Genomic DNA, 20708 nt, shown 5'->3' on the forward strand with positions numbered 1-20708 from the left:
TACCGGCTTACCGGTCATTCATATCGATACCCTCTACTGGCAACCGGGCTGGATAATGCGCCCGCGTGACGAGATCGGCCGTCTTACCAACGAAGCAGCAGATCAGGACACATGGATATTCGAGGGCAATCATAGCGAAACTATGATTTATCGTGCATCGCGAGCCGATACTCGTTTTTCTCGATATATCGACCGTGCGTCGCCTGTGGCGTGTATTCAAAAGAACCATAATCCATTACGGACGCTCACGCCCGGATATGGCGGAAGGTTGTGTGGAGCGTTTCGACTGGGGCTTCCTGAAATGGGTGGCAGGCTATCGCAAGAACGGTCGCATTCGCGCACTGGCCTTTCTGGAAGGTGCGCCTCAGCATCTCGCCAAGCGTCATTTGCGCAGCCCGCTTGACGTCAAACGCTTCCTCGCGCAGATGACGCACGAAATAAATCAAAACAAACAGCCGTCGCAATTGCGATAAATCTACAAACACGACCGTGAAATAACAATATTTCAAGCCGTGCGAAGCGTCGAAACGGCTGTTATATTTAACCGTCTCCCAAGACTTGACGCCGCGTGCTTTGACCCAACCCTCTGCACAGCGCGAATGCATGACAAGCCGGAATTCATTCCGGCACCGTAATCTATTTGCCGGATTACCGGCTTCTCGCTGTTCTGGAGTTTCCACGTGGCCGATATCGCTGATAACGCCGCCCCGCTCATCGATGCGTCGAAAGCTGCCGCATCAGACCGTCACCGCCTCTATGAAGATGCGATGGCTATGCTGATCGGCACGTCCTTCATTGCGCTCGGCATTACGCTTTATAGTCAGGCTATGCTGATGACCGGCAGCACGGCTGGTATCGCCCTTCTCATCCAGTATGCAACAGGCACGGAATTCGGATTGCTCTATTTCCTGATCAATCTGCCATTCTATTATTTCGCCGTGCGTCGAATGGGTTGGGCGTTCACCATCAGAACCTTTGTCGCAGTGGCCATGATGTCGGGCTTTGCTCGACTGATGCCCATGAGTGTCGATTTCTCAAGCGTCAATCCGCTCTTCGCAGCACTCATGGGCGGCACCCTGATGGGTATGGGGGTGCTGGCACTTTTCCGGCACCGCTCCGGCGTCGGCGGCGTCAATATATTGGCGCTCTATCTACAGGACGCTTATGGGATAAGAGCCGGCTGGTTTCAGCTCGGCCTCGATGTCCTTATCATGCTGATCTCGCTGTTCTTTATCCCGTGGGAAAACATGGTGCTTTCCCTGATCGGAGCGATTGCCATGAACCTCATCATCGCAATCAACCACAAACCGGGCCGGTATCTCGGTATAAGCTGAGTCAACAAAAAAGCCGCCTTGAAGGCGGCTTTTCTCATAACGACTATCTTGCCAGTCAGTGGGCGGTCATCCACTCACGCGCACCGCGCAGCGCTGCTGCCAGTTCGCCCTTGCTCATCGTCGCTGCCACCTGATTGCGCATACGGGCGGCCTTCTCGCTGCCGCGGATGGCGGCAATGTTCAGCCACTTGTGGGCTTCCACCACGTCGATCTCGCAATCACGGCCGATGGCAAATTTCATGCCCATTTCGAGAAGAATGCGATCCTGTGCGACTGCGTTGTGCGTATTCGAGAAGCTCTGAAACTGTGCCATTTTTCTCTGTCCCTGTTAAATCCCGAGAACCGTCCAGTCTTTATTTTCAAAGCCTGATTTCATTGCTTTGAAACTGCCGTCTCTGTCGTTCCGTTCATGCTCTCAAATCTACGGGAAAGGGTTGAAATGCGCGTTAAACCAGATGCTTAACGAGCAACCAACAAAATCCGAACAAGGGGTAAACTTGGGATTTTGTTAAACATGCAAGTGTCGCCGATTGCTTGATTTTTGCAAAAATTCGATTCAAATCCGCACGGTCGAACGAAACCAGTTGCTAACTATAGACAACATTCGAATGCGGCTGTGTGTGTAAAAAGGGCAGTATTTCAGGTGCCAAGCGAGACACAAATATCCCTCTTCCGCTTCGCCAAAAACTGGTTTACGTTTACGTTTGCGTAAGCTTGACGGATGTTCGAGGAGGGCTTCTGTCTCAAACTTCAAAACGCATCACAGCGGTTTCATCGTTGCGACCGGCAAAGCCGGGACTGGCGGCGATTTGGGAGGAAAGAATGATCCGCACACTTATTCTTGGAATGACGCTTGCAGCCACTTTTGCCGCACCTGCCCTTGCCGACGAAGGGATCGTCGGCACGTGGAAGCGCCCGAACGGCACGATCATCAGCTATGCGTCCTGCGGCGCCAACAAGTTCTGCGGTACGGTGCAGACCGGCGAGTACAAGGGCAAGTCCATCGGCACGATGTCAGGCACGGGCGGCAGCTACAAGGGTGAGGTCAACAAGCTCGACGAGGGCAAAACCTATACCGGCAAAGCCAGCGTCAAGGGCAACACGCTTTCACTTTCCGGCTGCGTGATGGGCGGCCTGATCTGCAAGAGCGAGAGCCTCACGCGCCAGTAATATTCAGTGGCATCCAGAATAAGAAAGGGCAGCCTCGAAGCTGCCCTTTCTTTTGATCGCTTATTCAGCGTGCCTTTTGGCCAAAGAGAATTTTCTGGGCTTCCTTGTCCGTCGCCAGATTGGATTTTTCTCGCTCTTCTTTCCCGACAAGCAGACCACGCTGAACCGCAGGGCGCGCATTCATTGTCTCATGCCAGCGCTTCAGATTCGGGAAATCATCCAGGTTCTGGTCGTAGTTCTTATGGGCATTGATCCAGCCGATCGAAGCCATGTCGGCAATTGAATATTCGCCTGCAATGTATTCCTTGCCTTCAAGCTGCGTGTTCAACACACCATAGAGACGGTTAACCTCGTTGGTATAGCGGTCGATGCCGTACTGAACCTTTTCCGGCGCATAGACACGGAAATGCCCGGCCTGCCCGGACATCGGGCCGAGGCCACCCATCTGCCACATCAGCCATTCGTCAACTGCGACGCGCTTGCGTTCGTCGGTCGGATAGAACTTACCGAACTTCCGCCCGAGATACTGCAGTATAGCTCCAGACTCGAACACCGAGATCGGCTGGCCGCCCGGCCCTTCCGGATCGATGATGGCGGGCATACGGTTGTTAGGAGCAATCTTCAAAAAGTCCGGCTGAAACTGATCGCCCTTGCCGATATTGACATACTTGACCTCGTAGGGAACGCCCAGCTCTTCCAGCATAATGCTGATCTTGAAACCGTTCGGTGTCGGCCAATAATACAACTCGATGGGCTTGGTCTGTTCGGCCATGGGCTCTCTCCCGCTGATCCTGACGTTGAGCGGGACTTATGTTCCCGCATTCCAATGATGGAAAACATAAGTCCCTTTCCAGCAGGCACAAGAGCCACACACCGCAATAAACGGAACATCAATATTTTTGAACGCCGCATGAACGACCCTCTCAGGGAGGGTTCAGGCGCAATGGCTAAATTGATGAGGGAGAACAGAAATCATTACGGCTTTGGGGGCCAACCGGTATGCTTCGACGTTTAACAATTGTCTGCCTGATGATCGCTGGCTTTGCCGCTGTTGCCAGCATTTTCGCTGACCAGAGGTACAACCTCTACCGGGATCAACCGGTAATCGGACCTGTCGCCGCGTTCACCCAGAAGCCTGTCGGAGAGCGGCCATGAAAAAAACCCGGACCATCGCCGCAATCGCCCTTCGGGTTTTCTTTTTCACCGCCATTTTCACCGGTCCGGCAGCCACCTTCGCCTACACGCAGATTGGCCAGCATTCCCAGATGAGCGGCATCGGCCTCGTGCTTTATGTAAGCCTGCAACGCGTCGCATAAACTGGGTCATATACCAGTCATGGACTCTGCTATACTAGGCCATGACACAGCGAATCGAACATCCTTTTTTGACCGAGATCAAAACGCCTTCGACCGTTGATCCGGAGGTTTTCACCGATGCCGGTGCGGCGGTTGCCGCCCTGCAAAAGCTCTATGATCGCAACACGGCTTTCCTGCGCGATGCGTTCGAGAAGGTTGCCCGTGGCGAAATTCCACCGCAGCGTTACCGCGCTTATTATCCCGAGATCTGTCTATCCACATCCAGCTTCGCTCATGTGGATTCACGGCTGGCCTATGGCCATGTCTCGACGCCAGGTGATTATTCCGCAAACATCACGCGGCCCGACTTGTTCGATCATTATCTGAACGAGCAGATTCGCCTCCTGATGCGCAATCACGGTGTGACCGTGACCGTGAAGGAATCGTCGACGCCGATCCCGATCCATTTTGCCTTCAAGGAAGGCACCTATGTCGAGGCTTCCGTCGCCAACGCCTTCACGCATCCGCTGCGTGATCTGTTCGATGTACCCGATCTGGCGGCGACCGACGACAAGATCGTCAATGCCGATTTCGAGCCCGCCCCCGGCGAACCGATGCCGCTTGCACCATTCACTGCCCAGCGCGTCGATTATTCACTGCATCGGCTGGCGCACTACACGGCGACAAGCCCGGCGCATTTCCAGAACTTCGTGCTGTTCACAAACTACCAGTTTTATATGGACGAGTTCTGCGCCTATGCGCGCGAATTGATGGCAGAAGGCGGCGGCGGTTATGAACAGTTCGTTGAACCGGGCAATCTGATTACGCGCGCGGGCGAGACCGAACCAAGCAGTGGCAGCCCTCTGCCCCGACTGCCGCAGATGCCAGCTTATCACCTGCAACGGGGCGACCATTCGGGCATCACGATGGTCAATATTGGCGTGGGACCGTCCAACGCCAAGACCATAACCGACCATATTGCGGTGCTTCGCCCCCACGCCTGGTTGATGCTTGGTCATTGCGCTGGCCTTCGCAACAGCCAACAGCTTGGCGATTACGTTTTGGCACACGCCTATATGCGTGAGGATCATGTTCTCGATGACGATCTGCCCGTCTGGGTGCCATTGCCGGCACTTGCGGAAATTCAGGTTGCGCTGGAAGAAGCCGTCGAGGAAATCACCGGTCTCGAGGGATATGACTTGAAACAGATTATGCGCACCGGCACGGTCGCGACCATCGATAATCGCAACTGGGAACTGCGCGACCAGCGCGGCCCGGTCCAGCGTCTTTCGCAGGCGCGTGCTGTCGCACTTGATATGGAGTCAGCGACAATTGCGGCCAATGGTTTCCGTTTCCGTGTGCCTTACGGCACCCTGCTCTGTGTTTCCGACAAACCGCTGCACGGCGAACTGAAACTGCCGGGCATGGCGACCGAATTCTACAAGCGGCAGGTGGCGCAGCATCTGCGCATCGGCATCCGCGCGATGGAAAAAATCGCGGCCATGCCGGATGAGCGGCTGCATTCCCGCAAGCTTCGCAGCTTCTACGAGACGGCTTTCCAGTGACACTAGGGGAATAGGGTAGTAAGGCAGTAGGGCCATATGTTGGTTAGCAACATATGATGCTCTTAGCATACTGCCTTATTTCCCAACTTCCCAATTGCCTTCACCTCCATCATCGCGCCGTATTCGATAGCTAGAGGCATTTCATGTCGAAAAGCCGTGAAAACCTTTCATTCCTGTTGCTGCTGGCTGCTGTCGCGTTGTCGGTTCCGCTCGTGCTGGGATTTCTTGGAGCGGTGCACCCGGCTCTCGATTCCTTTTCGCATTTTCGAGCTCATCTGTCCGTCCTGCTGGCAGTGCTGACCATTCCCTTGCTTTTCACCAAGATGCGGCGTGAGGCGGCGATGCTGCTACTCTTTGCCGTCATGGCTCTAAGCACGACTGTTGGTGCTGCACGTGATTTCCTGAGCGGCTCCACCGGCGCCCATGCGCAGGAACAAGGCGGCGCACGCTACCGTCTCGTCCAGATCAATTTGCGCGAAGACAATCCCGAACCGAAACGCATTCTCCAGATGATCGCGCGGGAGAAGCCGGACGTCATCACCTATGAGGAGGCGAGCGACCAATGGACCAAGTGGCTCACCATTCTCCAAGGCTCCTATCCCTACCATCTCAATTGTGCTGATGATCCCAACACATGGGGCGTGGGCATCCTTTCGAAGCGGCCTTTCAGCGAAGATGCACAGACGGCCTGTGTCGGCGATGGTTTGCTCGCAATTGCGCCGATCAATTTCGGCGGAACGACCGTGCATGTCGCAGCACTGCACTTTTCATGGCCATGGCCGCGCTGGCAGCCCTATCAACTCCGCTACATCGAACCAGAACTGCAGAAGCTGAAAGGCCCTCTGGTCGTCGCCGGTGACTTCAATGCAGCGCCGTGGAGCAATGCCGTTCGCCGCGTCGAACGTGCCTCAGGCACCCGCCATATGACCGGTATTGGCGGCACGTGGATGACGCACCTACTGCCTGTTAAGCTCGCTCCTTATATCGGCCTGCCGATTGATCAGATACTCGTAAGCCCTGAAATCGGAGGGGCGGAGGTTTCGGCTCGCGAAGATGCCGGCTCCGATCATCTGCCAGTGCGGCTCGATTTTTCCGTTCCACCACCCGTTCGGCCAGATGAAGAAGAACCGGAAACCCAGTCCGTCATGCTGCAATAAAAAAGGCGGTCCCAGACCGCCTTTTTCTCGTGTCATCACGTAAACATTACATGTTCACGTAAACAGGTCCCTCACCACCTTGTGGCGGCACCCAGTTGATATTCTGGTTCGGGTCCTTGATGTCGCAAGTCTTGCAGTGCACGCAGTTCTGAGCGTTGATGACAAACCGCACATCCTTTGCCTGCGGATCAGCTGCGGAGTTGCCGTCGGTATCCACCCATTCATAAACACCCGCAGGGCAGTAACGCGTCGACGGACCAGCGAAGACGTCGTGTTCGGAAGTCTGCTGCAATTTCATGTCGCGAACCTGAAGATGCACAGGCTCGTTCTCGTCATGGTTCGTGTTCGACAGGAACACCGACGACAGACGATCAAAGGTCAGAACGCCATCCGGCTTCGGATAATCGATCTTCGCGTGTTTTGCAGCCGGCTCAAGCGACTGCGCGTCGGTCTTGCCATGCTTCAGCGTTCCAAAGATGGAGAAACCGAAAAGCTGGTTGGTCCACATATCGAGACCACCGAGCGCCACGCCGGCAATCGTGCCGAACTTCGACCACAGCGGCTTGACGTTGCGCACCCGCTTCAAATCCGTGCCGATCAGGCTTGAACGCCAATTGTTCTCGATCTCGACCGGCTCGTCATTGGCGCGGCCTGCGGTAATTGCCTCGGCGATCTTGTCGGCAGCGAGAATGCCGGAAAGAACCGCATTGTGGCTGCCCTTGATGCGCGGCACGTTGACCAGACCAGCCGAGCAGCCGATGAGCGCTCCACCCGGGAACGACAGCTTTGGCACCGACTGGAAGCCACCTTCGGTAATCGCACGTGCGCCATAGGAAAGACGCTTGCTACCCTCAAAGACATCCTTGATGGCCGGATGCGTCTTGAAACGCTGGAACTCTTCAAACGGCGACAGATACGGGTTCTTGTAGTTGAGATGCAGCACGAAACCGACCGCAACCATATTGTCTTCCAGATGATAAAGGAACGAGCCGCCGCCCGTCTTCATGTCGAGCGGCCAGCCGAAGGAGTGCTGGACCAGACCCGGCTTGTGCTTGGAAGGATCAACCTGCCATAGTTCCTTGAGGCCAATACCGTATTTCGCCGGTTCACGGCCTTCGTCGAGCTTGAACTTGGTGATCAGCTGCTTGGCAAGCGAGCCGCGCGCGCCTTCGCCGACCAGCGTATATTTGCCGAGCAGCGCCATGCCGCGCGTGTAGTTCGGCCCATGCGTTCCGTCGCGCTCGACGCCCATATCGCCAGTGGCGACGCCGATGACCGCGCCCTCGTCATTGTAGAGCACCTCGGTTGCTGCAAAACCCGGATAGATTTCTACGCCAAGTTCTTCGGCTTTGGTGCCGAGCCAGCGGCAGACATTGCCCAGAGACACAATGTAATTGCCATGATTGCTCATCAGAGGCGGCATGGCGAAATTCGGCAGGCGTACTGAACCTGCGGGGCCCAGCACGAGGAAATGATCGGCAGTAACCGGCGTCTTGAAAGGGTGCCCCTCTTCCTCGCGCCAGCCCGGCAGAAGCTGGTCGATACCCACCGGATCAACGACAGCGCCGGAAAGAATATGCGCACCGACTTCCCCGCCCTTTTCGAGGACGACGACAGACAGCTCTGGATTCGCCTGCTTCAAACGGATTGCCGCAGCAAGGCCCGCAGGGCCTGCGCCGACGATCACAACGTCGAATTCCATGCTCTCGCGTTCGGGAAGCTCCTGGTTTGCATATTCTGGGGCTTCAGACATTCATCCCTCCGTCCGGTGTAACATCGTCTTCTCACTAAGGTAGCCCAGACGACGCATCCAATTGTTTTTGTGCATGATCTAATCGCGAATACCCATGAACCGACTGCCCGTCAGCACTGGCGGTACGAAAAGATCGCCGTTTCCCCGTATTCTGCCTTACCCTGTCGCAGAGTTGGAGACTGCCGCAAATGCGTCCAATTGTCCAAAACAGGCGTCCTACGTCCTCAAATTGACTTACCTTAACGTAAACGTCAAATTCATTCCATTCAAGAAGCCGCGAAGAAGATTTGTTTGTGATGGTAGAAGAAGCATGTCCTCGTGTCATGTCAGGACCATGTTCGCACCTTGCCTGGCTATATGCGCATCAAACAGGGTATGAACTGTCACTAACAGGCCAAACGAACCCTAAATCTAAACCGGGCTCTTGCATTCACCTGCAAAATTCGCCACCTCAGAGGTGAGGTAGATAATGGCTGATAATCGCGAACCGCTGGATATTGAAGGTTTGCTCCGCTTCTATGCGGAGGCAGGCATTGACATGCCGCTTTCCGAAACGCCGATAGACCGGTTTGCAGAGCCTCAACGCCCTGCCTCTTCGCAGCCAACCGCGCAGATGCCGAATTCACCTGAGCGCGCCCGGCAGCAACAACCGCGCCCAGCGCCGGCCCCCGCCCCCACCAGCAAGCCTGTTCAAGCCGCAGCCGACCTTCCCGATACGGCGCAGATTGCGCTCGCACGCGAAGCGGCGGCACAGGCTTCAACGCTGGAAGAATTGCGGGAGAAGCTTGCGGCATTCGACGGCTGCAACCTGAAATTCACGGCGAAGAACCTTTGTTTCGCCGATGGTGATCCGTCATCCGACATCATGTTCATCGGTCAAGCGCCCGGACGAGATGAGGATATGGAAGGATTGCCGTTTGTCGGAAAATCCGGACAGCTTCTCAATCGCATGATCGAATCCATCGACCTGAAGCGAGAAAGCGTCTACATCGCCAACACGATCCCGTGGCGTCCGCCCGGCAACCGTACGCCGACACCGCTTGAGACGGAACTTTGTCGGCCATTCATCGAACGACAGATCGAGCTTGCCTCACCAAAAGTTCTGGTTGCCCTGGGCGGTCCTGCGGGCAAGGCCCTCACCGGCGCGACGGAAGGCATCCTGCGCCTGCGCGGCAACTGGAAAATTCATCGTACGCCCAACGGCCTCGAAATTCCCGTCATGCCGACCCTGCACCCGGCCTATCTTCTACGAACGCCGGCACAAAAGCGTTTTGCATGGCGCGATTTTCTGGCTGTGAAGCTGAAATTGGCCGAATTGATGAGTTGAAATCTTTTTAGTTCAGTGGCATCGGCAGGCGACGCAGGCGGCATTGTCACCAACATGCCGCAAACTTGTTCTATTTCGCCGCTTGCCAAACCGCCTTTCGGCGACAAGTAGCCCTAAATTCAGTTTCCCCATGGGATTTCACTGTGGAGTTTTTCATGGCTGGCCAGCTCCTGCCCATAGCCGCTTTGCTTGCAAGCACCTTTCTGATGCTGCTCGCCGGTGGCCTTGCGGGTATTCTTCTGCCCCTGCGGGGCGGCATGGAAGGCTGGTCGACCACGACCATCGGCTGGATGGGTACGAGCTATTCCCTCGCCTTCACGATCGGCTGCATTGTGGTGCCGCATCTGGTGCGGCGCGTCGGGCATGTTCGCGTCTTCTCTTCGCTTGCGACGTTGCTTTCGATGGCGCTGCTTTTCCACGCACTGGTCGTCAATCCTGTCGCATGGATGATCTTCCGTGGCGTTGCGGGCTTTTCGCTCGCAGGCAGCTATATGATTATTGAAAGCTGGCTGAACGAGCGCGTAACCAATGAATCGCGCGGTCGCATCTTTTCGATCTATATGATCATCACTATGCTCGGCCTGCTCTGCGGGCAGTACATCCTGCCGTTCGGCGATGCGGGAACGCAGACGCTCTTCATCATTTGTGCCATCATCTATGCAAGCGCACTCCTTCCAACCGCCCTTTCAAGCGCGCAGTCACCCAATCCGCTGACGCAGGTTTCGCTCGATTTGAAGGGACTTTATCGACGGTCACCTGCTGCGGCTGTTGGCTCGCTGATTGCAGGTATCGTTGCGGGCACCTGGAACTTCCTCGCCGCGATTTACGGTGAGATGAATGGCCTCTCCACCTTCGGCATCGCCACAATGCTTGCCTGCGCCATGATCGGTGGCGCTATCTTCCAGTACCCGCTCGGACGAGGATCGGACTTTGTCGATCGTCGCTATGTCATGGTGATCGCCGGTGTCATCGGCTTTGCTTTGTCGATGGTGATGGTGCTGTTCCATCCCACCTCGCCCTATGCGCTTTACGCGATGATGTTTCTGTTCGGTTCGGTGATTTATCCGATCTACAGCCTCAACGTCGCTCACGCCAATGACTACGCAGATGCCAGCGAATTCGTGAAGGTCTCCGGCGGGTTGCTGATTATTTACGGCGTGGGCAGTGTCATCGGGCCTGCCCTTTCCGGCCCGTTGATGGATCTGATTGGCGCATCGGGCTTCTTCGTAACCATGGCCATCGCCTACGGCTTATACGGCCTGCATGCCTTTTGGCGCATCCGTCGCTTCGAGCGCCCGGCGATCAGCGACCAGAAGACCGAGTACAAATTCCATACGCCGGACGGCCAGTCCACGCCGGAGACCATGCAGCTCGATCCCCGTGCAGAAGGCACACCCGGTCAAAGCTGAATTCATTGCGTCTGCGGTGCGTTGACTTTGTGGGGCGCAATCGAAAGCTTGTGCTCGCGGTAAATGATGAAACCGCCTGCCGCCATGACGATGGCACTACCGGCCAGCATTTCGAAGGTCGGAATATCGCCGAACAGCAGAAAGCCGATGGCTAGTCCCAGCAGCATCGACGTGTATTCGAAGGGCGCGATCGTCGACATCGGCGCATGGCGATAGCACTCGGTCAGAAGAATCTGGCCGACGCCCCCGGCAAAACCAGCACCGACCAGCATGGCAAGCTGCGACCAGTTCGGCACGATCCAGCCAAAAGGAAAGCTCACCAAGGAAATGACGCTCGCGGATATGGAAAAGTAGATCACGATGGTCGAGGTGCGTTCCGTCTGCACGAGGCGACGTACAAGCATCATCGCCACCGCAGACAAGATAGCCGCACCAAGAGCGGCGAACGCACCCATGGCCTCGTCATGCCCCATACTACCGCCGGAAAAAACCGTCAGCCGCGGCCAGATGATAACCATCACGCCACCAAGCCCGATGAGAACCGCGCTCCAGCGATAAAACCGCACGACTTCATGCAGGATGACCGCGCCAAGAATGACGGTAATCAGTGGTGAAGCGTAGTTGATCGCGATTGCTTCGGGCAGCGGCAGCTTGGTGAGAGCGAAAAAGCTCATCGACATGGAACAGACACCCACCAGTCCGCGCCAGAAATGGCTGAAACCGTTCTGGGTGCGGAACACGCCAGAAAGCTGCCCGCGCCACCCCAGATAGAGCAATATAGCGAAGATTGCGAAGAACGACCGGAAGAAGATCAACTGTCCGACAGGCACGCCTTCAGCCGCCTTCAACAAGGTGGACATGGCGACAAAAACGGCAACAGAAGCGATTTTGAGACCGATGCCGAGCATCGGGTTGGTTTCAAGATGGGCAGCCTCGACAGGCGCGCTCGCATGAGCGTTCACAACGCAATTCCTTAAAAACACAAAGCGCAGGTTCGCCCAAAATATTCGAGCGCCTGTTTTCTTATTCCTGTTTGTGAGACAGCACCAGTAGCACAAAGGTCCCGCTGAAAATTATTTGGCAAAGCGCCTGTCGTTTGTTTGTCGCATTATCCGACGCATCGAAGCGGGAATAGAAATCAATCCAGTGAACTGATTTCCCCGCGCAGACGCTTCGCAGTTTTGCTGGAAATGCTCCGGTCATAAAAGGCCAGTTGGTTGTTCTGGAATTGAGTTTCCCTTGGCGACAATTTTAGGTACGAATCCAACATCGTGAGTTCAATGAGAGTTCAGGGAGAGAGTTTCGCTATGCGTACTGAAACCGGCCAGACATTCCGTCTCGAAGATTATCGTCCGACCCCATACGCCATACCCGAGACGAAACTGGACTTCTCCCTGGAACCGGAAAAAACCATCGTCCGTGCGACCCTCACGATTGAGCGTCGCGATGGCACTGCAGCTGGTACGCCATTGATTCTCGATGGTGACGAACTGAAACTTGTCAGCATCGCCATCGACGGGAAGCAGCTCACCGACAACAGCTATATCGCAACGCCCGATCAGCTCGAAATCAGCGACCTGCCAGAAGGCAAGCGCTTCACGCTTGAAGTCGTGACGGAAATCAATCCGACCACCAACCGCCAGCTATCCGGCCTCTATCGTTCAAGCGGCGTCTATTGCACGCAGTGCGAGGCAGAAGGCTTCCGCCGCATTACCTATTATTATGATCGCCCGGATGTTCTGTCAGTCTATACCGTGCGGGTTGACGCTAACGAACAAGCCGCTCCTATTCTTCTGTCCAACGGCAATCCGGTCGAGAGCGGATCGGTCGAAGGCACGCCGGACCGGCATTTCGCCATCTGGCATGACCCGCACCCAAAACCATCTTATCTCTTCGCGCTCGTTGCCGGATCGCTCGGCGTCGTGAAGGATCACTTCACCACGAAGTCAGGACAACCGGTCGATCTGGCGATCTATGTCGAGCATGGCAAGGAAGGCCGCGCACTCTACGCGATGGATGCATTGAAACGCTCCATGCGCTGGGATGAGGAGAAGTTTGGTCGCGAATATGATCTCGACGTCTTCAACATCGTTGCCGTTTCCGATTTCAACATGGGCGCGATGGAGAACAAGGGGCTCAACGTCTTCAACGACAAATATGTGCTGGCCGACCCTGAAACCGCTACCGACGTTGACTATGCGGGCATCGAGGCGGTGATTGCACATGAATACTTCCACAACTGGACCGGCAACCGCATCACCTGCCGCGACTGGTTCCAGCTCTGCCTCAAGGAAGGCCTGACGGTCTATCGCGATCACGAATTCTCCGCCGATGAGCGCTCGCGCCCGGTTAAGCGCATCGCCGAAGTGAAAATTCTCAAGGCGCAGCAATTCCCGGAAGATGCCGGGCCACTCGCCCATCCGGTACGCCCGCGCGAATATCGCGAGATCAACAATTTCTATACGGCGACCGTCTATGAAAAAGGTTCGGAAGTCGTGCGCATGATCCGCACAATCATTGGGCCTGAGCTATTCCGCAAGGGCATGGACCTCTATTTCGAGCGCCATGACGGGGAAGCCGCAACAATCGAGGATTTCATCAAGGTCTTCGCCGATGTTTCCGGTCAGGACTTTTCACAGTTTGCGCTCTGGTACGATCAGGCCGGAACCCCGAAGGTGGAAGCTGCTTTCTCCTACGATGCTGCGAAGGAAACCTTCTCGATTGAACTGGCACAGTCGCTGGGGGCAACGCCCGGACAATCGGTCAAGAAACCGATGCATATCCCGATCACCTACGGTCTTATTGGGTCAGACGGCGAGGATATGGTTCCAACATCCGTCGAAGGTGGGGACGTGCGCGGCGACGTCATTCATCTGCATCGTCCGTCCGAAACGATCGTCTTTCATGGCATCAAGGAACGCTCTGTTCCGTCGCTGTTGCGCGGGTTCTCGGCTCCCGTAAACCTGTCGGCGCCCCTATCGGACGATGATCGTGCATTCCTGGCCCTGAACGACAGCGATCCGGTCGCCCGCTGGCATGCATTGACCGGAATTTTCAACCAGGCTCTGCTTGAAGGCGCCAAGCGTATCCGCGGTGGTCATGCACCGGCAGTTGACGATAAAATCATCGAACTTGCCGGAAACGTTGCTTCCGACGAAACGCTTGATCCAGCCTTCCGCGCGCTCTGCCTCACGCTGCCGAGCGAAAGCGATATCGCGCGCGAAATGGGCAGCAATGTCGATCCGGATGCGATTCTCGCCAGCCGAAACCATTTCGTGGACGCCATTGCCGCCCGTTATGCTGGCGATTTCACCACGCTCTACGATGCCCTGAAACAGGACGGCGCCTTCTCGCCAGATGCAGGCGCGGCAGGCAAACGTGCCTTGCGGAACGTGCTGCTCGATTATCTGAGCCGTCACGAGAAAAGCCAGAAACGGGCCACCAGCCAGTTCGCCAATGCGGATAATATGACCGACCGCTTCGCGGCACTGGCCGTGCTGGTACACCGCTTTGGTGATACGAACGAGGCAAAGGACGCACTGGCAAGTTTCGAACGCCAGTTTGGTAAGGATGGTCTTGTGATGGACAAGTGGTTCAGTGTGCAGGCGAGCCGTCCCGGCGACGAAGCCTTGCTGGCCGTGCGCGATCTTACGAAACACGCCCTCTTCTCGCTCGACAATCCAAACCGCGTCCGCTCGGTGATTGGTTCGTTCTCGGCATCCAATCCAACCGGCTTCAACCGCAAGGATGGTGCGGCCTACGAGTTCTTTGCAGATACGATCCTGTCCATCGATCCGGAAAATCCACAGCTTGCCGCACGGCTTCTGACGGCGCTTCGCTCCTGGCGTTCGCTTGAAGATACCCGCCGCGAACATGCAAGGGCAGCGCTGGCGCGTATTTCGGGCGCGGGCAAACTGTCTACCGACCTGCGCGATATCGTGGACCGCACTCTCGCCTGATTCGCGACCTATCCTGATCGTTGTGATGATTTGCTCGCTCCGACTGCTTAACCGGCAATCGGAACGAGCCTTTTCATGCTGATGAACGCAGAGGCGGTGGACAGTCAGCTTTCGTGAGTCTTTTCATGCCTTTAGGCGAATCAGATGCAATATCGATTCCACTTAAGAGCTTGAGATTCATGAATAAATCGGCTGATGAAAACCCTGATTTTTACGCCTCGTTAACGAATTCGCTGGACAGCGCGAATCACTTTTGATTCATTGATGACATTCGGAGGTGGCGTATTCCGAATCGCTTCACTCGCAGGGAATTCACGAGGGACCATTATATGGCGAGCACCGACGCGTATGGCGCGCCGGCGGGGACGCATTGCGAATCCGGTCGGAAAAGTAGGAAAGGCAAGCTTTCGGGCCATGTCAGTCTTCTTGCTGGTCCGGCCTATGGCAAGTTCATCTCAATCGAGCCTATCCTGCGACGCCTCGTTCCAGCGCTCATCATTATCTTTCTGATTATTCTCGGCGTAGCGCGCGTCTTTTCGATGCTGGCGTGGCGGGAAGATATCGAGCAACAGCATAAGGCATTTCTGTCGGCTGCAACCGCCAATCTTGCACAGATGATCGAACGTGTTGCCAACGGCACCGACGCGGGCGCACAGATCGCCGCGAAGGATATTCAGGACACAATAGCCGAGTTTCGTTCGCGTGGGCTGTCCTCGTCCGGCATGACGCTTGCCGTCATCGACCCGCAATCCTCCGTGGTCGCAATATCCGGCCCGATATCCGATCTGTCCGGCAAGCCGGTCGATACGATCCTTACCGAAGCGCAGCCGCTATTCCTGTTTGCAGAACGTGCAGGCGTGCTGAAAGTCATGCTGCAAGGCGAACCGGCTTTTGGCGCCTTGTCCAAGCCGATGACCCTGCCCTATTCCGTTATCGCCGTCGAACCGGAAAGCACGATCTTTGCGGAATGGCGCCGGGCAGTGTCGCTCAATGTGACGCTCTTCGCAGGCACAACCGGCGTGATGTTCGCCATCCTTTACGCCTATTTCAGCCAAGCGGCGCGAGCTCGCGAGGCCGACGACCTTTCCGGCCAGATCCAGCGCCGTATCGATCTGGCGCTGGGGCGCGGTCGCTGCGGCCTGTGGGATTGGGACATGGCACGCGGTCGCATTTACTGGTCGCGCTCCATGTATGAGATGCTGGGCTACGAAGCGCAGGATGCAGTGCTGCCTTTCGGCGATGTGGCTGCAATCATCAACACGGAAGATGGCGACCTCTATTCCATCGCCGAACAGGCTGCCGCGGGCGATATCTCGCACGTTGACCGCGTCTTCCGCATGCGCCATGCCGATGGTTCATGGGTGTGGATGCGCGTTCGCGCCGAGATCGCCAGCGAAGGCGATCTTCATCTGGTCGGCATTGCTTTCGACGTCAGCGAACAGCACCGCTTTGCGCAGCAGACGGCGGAAGCCGACATGCGCATCCGCGAAGCCATCGAGAATATTTCGGAAGCCTTCATCCTGTGGGATTCCAACAATCGCCTCGTCATGGCGAATTCCAAGTTCAGTGAATATGCTGGCCTTCCCGTCTGGACGCTGAAACCCGGCGTGCCGCGCAACGAAGTTGATGCCCATACACGCCCGTTCACTTTCGAACGCCGCATGGCCAATGAACATAACCGCGCCGGTGGTCAGACCTTTGAACGCCAGCTCAGCGATGGCCGCTGGCTCCAGGTCAACGAACGTCGCACGCAGGACGGCGGCCTTGTTTCCATTGGCACGGACATTACCCAGCTCAAATTGCATCAGGAACGTCTGGTCGACAGCGAACGCCGCCTGATGGCGACCATTCACGACCTGTCGATTGCGCGCAAAGGCGAACGGGACCGCGTGCGCGAGCTGTCCGAACTTGCCCGCAAATACGGTCAGGAAAAGGAACGCGCCGAGGCTGCGAACCGTGCCAAGTCCGAATTCCTCGCCAATATGTCTCACGAGCTGCGCACGCCGCTCAATGCGATCATCGGTTTCTCGGAAATGATCCAGGCAGGCACGTTCGGCCCGCTCGGTTCCGACCGTTACGAGGAATACATCAACGACATCCATACAAGCGGCAACTTCCTGCTTAATGTCATCAATGACATTCTCGACATGTCGAAGATTGAGGCCGGGCATTTCTCGCTCGACCGTGAGCAGATCGATCTCTGCCCGCTTATCAATGAAACGGTACGCATGATTTCGCTGCAGGCGGATGAGAAGAATATTGCGGTCAATACACGCATCGAAGAGGCAATGCAGCTCTATGCCGACCGGCGCGCGATCAAGCAGGTGCTCATAAACCTTCTCTCCAATGCGGTGAAGTTCACATCCTATGGCGGGCAGATCACGGTACGGGCGCGAAAGACCGGCTCAGCCCTCTTCATGACTATTCAGGATACCGGTGTCGGCATTCCAAAATCGGCAATCAAGAAAATCGGCCAGCCCTTCGAACAGGTGGAAAACCAGTTCACCAAGACCCATACCGGTTCCGGCCTCGGACTTGCCATCACCCGTTCACTGGCTGAGCTTCACGGCGGCTGGCTTCGCATTCGCTCAACCGAAGGCGTTGGCACCGTGGTTTCGGTCTGCATCCCTGATCGCAAGCCAGGTCATATAGGCAATCACAGCGCCGAAATTCACGCCGCCTGATTAGAACGGCTCCAGTTAAAAACAGAGCTGCTGGAGCCGCTCTAAGTCTTTGTTTCATCGCATTATCCCACGCAAAACCGCTTCGCACTTTTGCTGGAAATGCTCTAGATGTTCAAAAGCTTCTCAAAACTCGTACGCACGTCAACGGCGACTTCCGCCAGATGATGCTCGACGCGCTTTATGTCTGGCATGTCGGCCGCACGGCATAGCAGGTCGATCATGCCGGGTATGAATTCTTCACGTTTGGCATCGCTTCCAAGACACAGACGGATCGTCTGGCTCAGATTGGTATAGAGGCGATGGGCGCCGACAAGGCTATCGGCAAGCGCCGGATCAGCAAAAGACGGGTCGAGGGCCGAAAGGATTTCTTCTGTACCCAAGGGACGCGGTTTCCGGTCGAGCTTGTTTGCCAGCACGGCAAACTGGGCGATGAATTCCAGATCGACAATGCCGCCGGGCTTCAGCTTGAAATCCCAATCATCGGCAGGCGGCTTTTCCTGATAGATGAGGTCGCGCATCTCGCGCACATCCTTGGCGATCTTCTTCACGTCACGGGGAGAGACAAGAACCTCGTCGATCTCGCTTCTGATGTGATTCATAAACGCCTCGTCGCCATGAATCGGGCGCGCACGGGTCAAGGCCATGTGTTCCCATGTCCATGCTTCGCTGCGCTGATACTTGCTGAAGGATTCGATGTGGGTGGCAACCGGTCCCTTGTTGCCGGAAGGGCGCAGCCGCATATCGACTTCGTAGAGCACGCCCTCCGCCGTTGGCGCAGAAAGTGCCGCAATGAGCCGCTGGGTCAGGCGAATATAATATTGCGACGGAGCCAGCGGCTTTTCACCGTCTGATTCATCCGTCTCCTTGTCGTGATCGTAAAGCAGGATCAGATCGACATCCGAACCGGCGGTGAGTTCGCGACTGCCAAGCTTGCCCATAGCCAGAAGAGTCACCTTGGCGCCCTTAACCTTGCCGTGGCGTCGTTCCAGTTCGGCTTCGACAACCTCGAATGCCTTGCCGATCATCAGTTCAGCCAGATCGGAAAACGCGCGACCAGCGCGCACGCCATCAATGGCACTTGTGAGCAGGCGAATACCGATCAGAAAACGATGTTCGGCAGCGAAGATGCGCAGCCGGTCCAACACTTCCTCATAATCGGTCGCAGGTCCCAGAAACACGCGAAGGCGTTCTTCCAGATAGGCGCGTGTCGGCATTTCCGAGAAAATCGCCGGATCGAGCAAACCGTCAAAAACATGCGGGTTGCGCGTGATGATTTCGGCAAGCCGAGGTGCAGCGCTCATGATCATCACGAGGAGGTTCAGGAGACGGGGATTGGATTGCAACAGGCTGAACAGCTGGATGCCCGCGGGCAAGCCCTTTAGAAAACCATCGAAACGCAAGAGTGCTTCATCCGCACGCTTGGTTTCGGCAAAGGCTTTGAGTAGAGCGGGCGTAAGCTCGGTCAGACGCTCGCGCGCTTCTGCCGATTGTGTGGCACGATAACGCCCGAAGTGCCACGTGCGGATCACGCGACATATATCGCTCGGGCGTTCATAGCCCATGGATGCGAGCGTCTCCAGCGTGCCCGGATCATCCACATCGCCGGTAAAGACCAGATTGCCGGATGAGCTTCCAAGTTCGGGAGCCTGCTCGAACAGGGCCGCATAGTGCTTTTCAACGACCTTGAGCGCATCGAGAAAAACATCGGAAAAGGCCGCCGGATCAGCATAACCCATCATATGAGCGACACGCGCAAAGCCTTCATCGTCTTCCGGCAGAATATGCGTCTGCTCATCGGCAATCATCTGGATGCGATGCTCGACGTCACGAAGAAAATAATATTCCTTTGCCAAGGCATCGCGCGCCTTCTCGGTGATCCAGCCCCGCTCCGCCAGTCGTGCGAGCATCGGCACCGTCTGGTTGCCGCGCAATTCGGGAAATCGTCCGCCAGCGATGAGCTGCTGCGTCTGAACGAAGAATTCGATTTCGCGGATGCCGCCGCGTCCGAGCTTCACATTATGCCCGCGCACGGCAATATCGCCGTGGCCCTTGTGGGCGTGAATCTGGCGCTTGATCGAGTGCACGTCTGCAATGGCTGCATAGTCGAGATACTTGCGCCAGACATAGGGGGAGAGCTCCGCCAGCACCTGCTTTCCGGATTCGCGGTCCCCCGCAACGGGCCGGGCCTTGATCATGGCTGCGCGTTCCCAGTTCTGGCCGCGCCCTTCGTAATAATGAAGTGCTGCACCGACAGGAATGGCCAGCGGCGTGGAACCGGGGTCCGGACGCAGGCGAAGATCAACGCGGAAGACATAGCCATCGCCGGTGCGATCCTGCAGGATGCGGACAAGGCGGCGCGTCAGCCGTGAAAAAGTTTCGACGCATTCATACGGATCGCCGATGGCCGGTCTGGTTTCATCGATGAAGACGATGAGATCAATATCGGACGAATAATTGAGTTCACGCGCACCGAACTTGCCCATGCCGAGAACAATCCAGCCGCTGTCCTTGTCAGGCTGGTTTCGGTCAGGAAGTTTGATCTTGCCCGCATTATCTGCATCAAGCAGCAGAAACCGGACGGCAGCGCCGGTGCAGGCCTCCGCCAGATCAGTGAGCCAGCCCGTCGTTGCTTCCGTATTGAAAATGCCAGCGAGATCGCAAAGCGCGATAAGAACATGCGCCTCACGTTTCAGAACACGCAGGCTGGTCATGAGGGAGGCTTCCGTCACGTCTGCACTTGCAGCACTGACCGAGATTTCAGCCAGAATATCCTGTAGTGCAGCCTCCGGCGCCTTGGCGACGATGCGATCAAGAATACGCGGATGACGGATCAGCGCTTCGCGAATGAATGGAGAAAGATCGAGAACGGCGGAGAAGAAACTTTCAGCTTCCGCCTTTTTCAACAAGGCTACGACACTTGTAAGTTCCTCTTCTCCGGCGCGCGCCGCAAGGTCGGCCAGGAAGGTTTCCGCCCTTGCGGGATCAAGCGGCGTCAAAGCACGGATCTCTCTCTCGAAGAATAGTGCCGTTGCGTGTTCTGCCGCCATGATCCCCT

15 protein-coding genes are annotated in these 20708 nt (G+C 56.3%); 10 read left to right on the forward strand and 5 right to left on the reverse strand.

Annotated elements, in window-relative coordinates:
* Positions 1–152: 152 nt before the first annotated feature.
* Entirely contained in the window at positions 153–473 is a 321-nt protein-coding gene (locus tag OANT_RS27165) for a P-loop NTPase family protein (protein WP_235823002.1), read from the forward strand.
* A 207-nt stretch (positions 474–680) separates the two neighbouring features.
* Positions 681–1334: a YitT family protein gene (locus OANT_RS13760; RefSeq protein ID WP_012092428.1), complete on the forward strand. Its 654-nt coding sequence runs from the start codon at positions 681–683 to the stop codon at positions 1332–1334.
* A 55-nt stretch (positions 1335–1389) separates the two neighbouring features.
* Here OANT_RS13760 and OANT_RS13765 read toward each other — a convergent pair whose 3' ends face one another.
* On the reverse strand, positions 1390–1647 hold the full coding sequence (locus OANT_RS13765; RefSeq protein ID WP_010661614.1) for a hypothetical protein: 258 nt from the start codon (positions 1645–1647) through the stop codon (positions 1390–1392).
* A gap of 509 nt (positions 1648–2156) precedes the next feature.
* Here OANT_RS13765 and OANT_RS13770 point away from each other — a divergent pair.
* A complete protein-coding gene (locus OANT_RS13770) occupies positions 2157–2504 on the forward strand; it encodes a DUF2147 domain-containing protein (RefSeq protein WP_010661613.1) in 348 nt (115 codons plus the stop codon).
* Between the two features lie 64 nt (positions 2505–2568).
* Here the strand turns inward: OANT_RS13770 and OANT_RS13775 are convergent, their stop codons facing one another.
* Entirely contained in the window at positions 2569–3276 is a 708-nt protein-coding gene (locus tag OANT_RS13775; RefSeq protein ID WP_012092429.1) for a glutathione binding-like protein, read from the reverse strand.
* A gap of 379 nt (positions 3277–3655) precedes the next feature.
* Here OANT_RS13775 and OANT_RS26910 point away from each other — a divergent pair, with 379 nt between their 5' ends.
* The 3 genes from OANT_RS26910 to OANT_RS13785 all read left to right on the forward strand — a co-directional run bounded on the left by OANT_RS26910 (position 3656) and on the right by OANT_RS13785 (position 6521).
* A complete protein-coding gene (locus tag OANT_RS26910; RefSeq protein ID WP_162998228.1) occupies positions 3656–3820 on the forward strand; it encodes a hypothetical protein in 165 nt (54 codons plus the stop codon).
* 41 nt (positions 3821–3861) lie between these two features.
* Positions 3862–5364 carry an AMP nucleosidase gene (locus OANT_RS13780; protein WP_012092430.1) on the forward strand — a complete coding sequence of 501 codons (1503 nt, stop codon included), beginning with the start codon at positions 3862–3864 and terminating at the stop codon, positions 5362–5364.
* A gap of 143 nt (positions 5365–5507) precedes the next feature.
* A complete protein-coding gene (locus OANT_RS13785) occupies positions 5508–6521 on the forward strand; it encodes an endonuclease/exonuclease/phosphatase family protein (protein ID WP_012092431.1) in 1014 nt (337 codons plus the stop codon).
* 46 nt (positions 6522–6567) lie between these two features.
* On the opposite strand, the gene OANT_RS13790 is transcribed toward OANT_RS13785, so the two are convergent.
* On the reverse strand, positions 6568–8274 hold the full coding sequence (locus tag OANT_RS13790; RefSeq protein ID WP_012092432.1) for an electron transfer flavoprotein-ubiquinone oxidoreductase: 1707 nt from the start codon (positions 8272–8274) through the stop codon (positions 6568–6570).
* A 469-nt stretch (positions 8275–8743) separates the two neighbouring features.
* On the opposite strand from OANT_RS13790, the gene OANT_RS13795 reads away from it, so the two are divergent.
* Positions 8744–9601 (forward strand): uracil-DNA glycosylase, encoded by an 858-nt coding sequence (locus OANT_RS13795; protein ID WP_012092433.1) that lies wholly within the window; start codon positions 8744–8746, stop codon positions 9599–9601.
* A gap of 155 nt (positions 9602–9756) precedes the next feature.
* Positions 9757–11010: an MFS transporter gene (locus tag OANT_RS13800; protein WP_010661607.1), complete on the forward strand. Its 1254-nt coding sequence runs from the start codon at positions 9757–9759 to the stop codon at positions 11008–11010.
* Positions 11011–11012: 2 nt separating this feature from the next.
* Here OANT_RS13800 and OANT_RS13805 read toward each other — a convergent pair whose 3' ends face one another.
* Complete coding sequence (locus OANT_RS13805) at positions 11013–11918, reverse strand: DMT family transporter (RefSeq protein ID WP_275982702.1); 906 nt, start codon at positions 11916–11918, stop codon at positions 11013–11015.
* 399 nt (positions 11919–12317) lie between these two features.
* Here OANT_RS13805 and pepN point away from each other — a divergent pair, with 399 nt between their 5' ends.
* Positions 12318–14969: an aminopeptidase N gene (gene pepN, locus OANT_RS13810; protein ID WP_012092435.1), complete on the forward strand. Its 2652-nt coding sequence runs from the start codon at positions 12318–12320 to the stop codon at positions 14967–14969.
* Positions 14970–15298: 329 nt separating this feature from the next.
* A complete protein-coding gene (locus OANT_RS13815) occupies positions 15299–17653 on the forward strand; it encodes a PAS domain-containing sensor histidine kinase (protein ID WP_012092436.1) in 2355 nt (784 codons plus the stop codon).
* Positions 17654–17757: 104 nt separating this feature from the next.
* On the opposite strand, the gene OANT_RS13820 is transcribed toward OANT_RS13815, so the two are convergent.
* On the reverse strand, positions 17758–20700 hold the full coding sequence (locus tag OANT_RS13820) for a bifunctional [glutamine synthetase] adenylyltransferase/[glutamine synthetase]-adenylyl-L-tyrosine phosphorylase (RefSeq protein ID WP_012092437.1): 2943 nt from the start codon (positions 20698–20700) through the stop codon (positions 17758–17760).
* Positions 20701–20708: the final 8 nt, after the last annotated feature.

Source organism: Brucella anthropi ATCC 49188 (genome assembly GCF_000017405.1).
In the GTDB taxonomy this organism is placed as follows: Bacteria; Pseudomonadota; Alphaproteobacteria; order Rhizobiales; family Rhizobiaceae; genus Brucella; species Brucella anthropi.

Bases quoted from the DNA above. Each gene is read 5' to 3' on its own strand.
- OANT_RS13795 (WP_012092433.1), top strand. From the start codon at position 8,744: ATGGCTGATAATCGCGAACCGCTGGATATTGAAGGTTTGCTCCGCTTC.
- OANT_RS13775 (WP_012092429.1), bottom strand. From the start codon at position 3,276: ATGGCCGAACAGACCAAGCCCATCGAGTTGTATTATTGGCCGACACCG.
- OANT_RS13765 (WP_010661614.1), bottom strand. From the start codon at position 1,647: ATGGCACAGTTTCAGAGCTTCTCGAATACGCACAACGCAGTCGCACAG.
- OANT_RS13815 (WP_012092436.1), top strand. From the start codon at position 15,299: ATGGCGAGCACCGACGCGTATGGCGCGCCGGCGGGGACGCATTGCGAA.
- OANT_RS13770 (WP_010661613.1), top strand. From the start codon at position 2,157: ATGATCCGCACACTTATTCTTGGAATGACGCTTGCAGCCACTTTTGCC.
- OANT_RS13820 (WP_012092437.1), bottom strand. From the start codon at position 20,700: ATGGCGGCAGAACACGCAACGGCACTATTCTTCGAGAGAGAGATCCGT.
- OANT_RS13780 (WP_012092430.1), top strand. From the start codon at position 3,862: ATGACACAGCGAATCGAACATCCTTTTTTGACCGAGATCAAAACGCCT.
- OANT_RS26910 (WP_162998228.1), top strand. From the start codon at position 3,656: ATGAAAAAAACCCGGACCATCGCCGCAATCGCCCTTCGGGTTTTCTTT.
- OANT_RS13790 (WP_012092432.1), bottom strand. From the start codon at position 8,274: ATGTCTGAAGCCCCAGAATATGCAAACCAGGAGCTTCCCGAACGCGAG.
- OANT_RS13800 (WP_010661607.1), top strand. From the start codon at position 9,757: ATGGCTGGCCAGCTCCTGCCCATAGCCGCTTTGCTTGCAAGCACCTTT.
- pepN (WP_012092435.1), top strand. From the start codon at position 12,318: ATGCGTACTGAAACCGGCCAGACATTCCGTCTCGAAGATTATCGTCCG.
- OANT_RS13805 (WP_275982702.1), bottom strand. From the start codon at position 11,918: ATGCTCGGCATCGGTCTCAAAATCGCTTCTGTTGCCGTTTTTGTCGCC.
- OANT_RS13785 (WP_012092431.1), top strand. From the start codon at position 5,508: ATGTCGAAAAGCCGTGAAAACCTTTCATTCCTGTTGCTGCTGGCTGCT.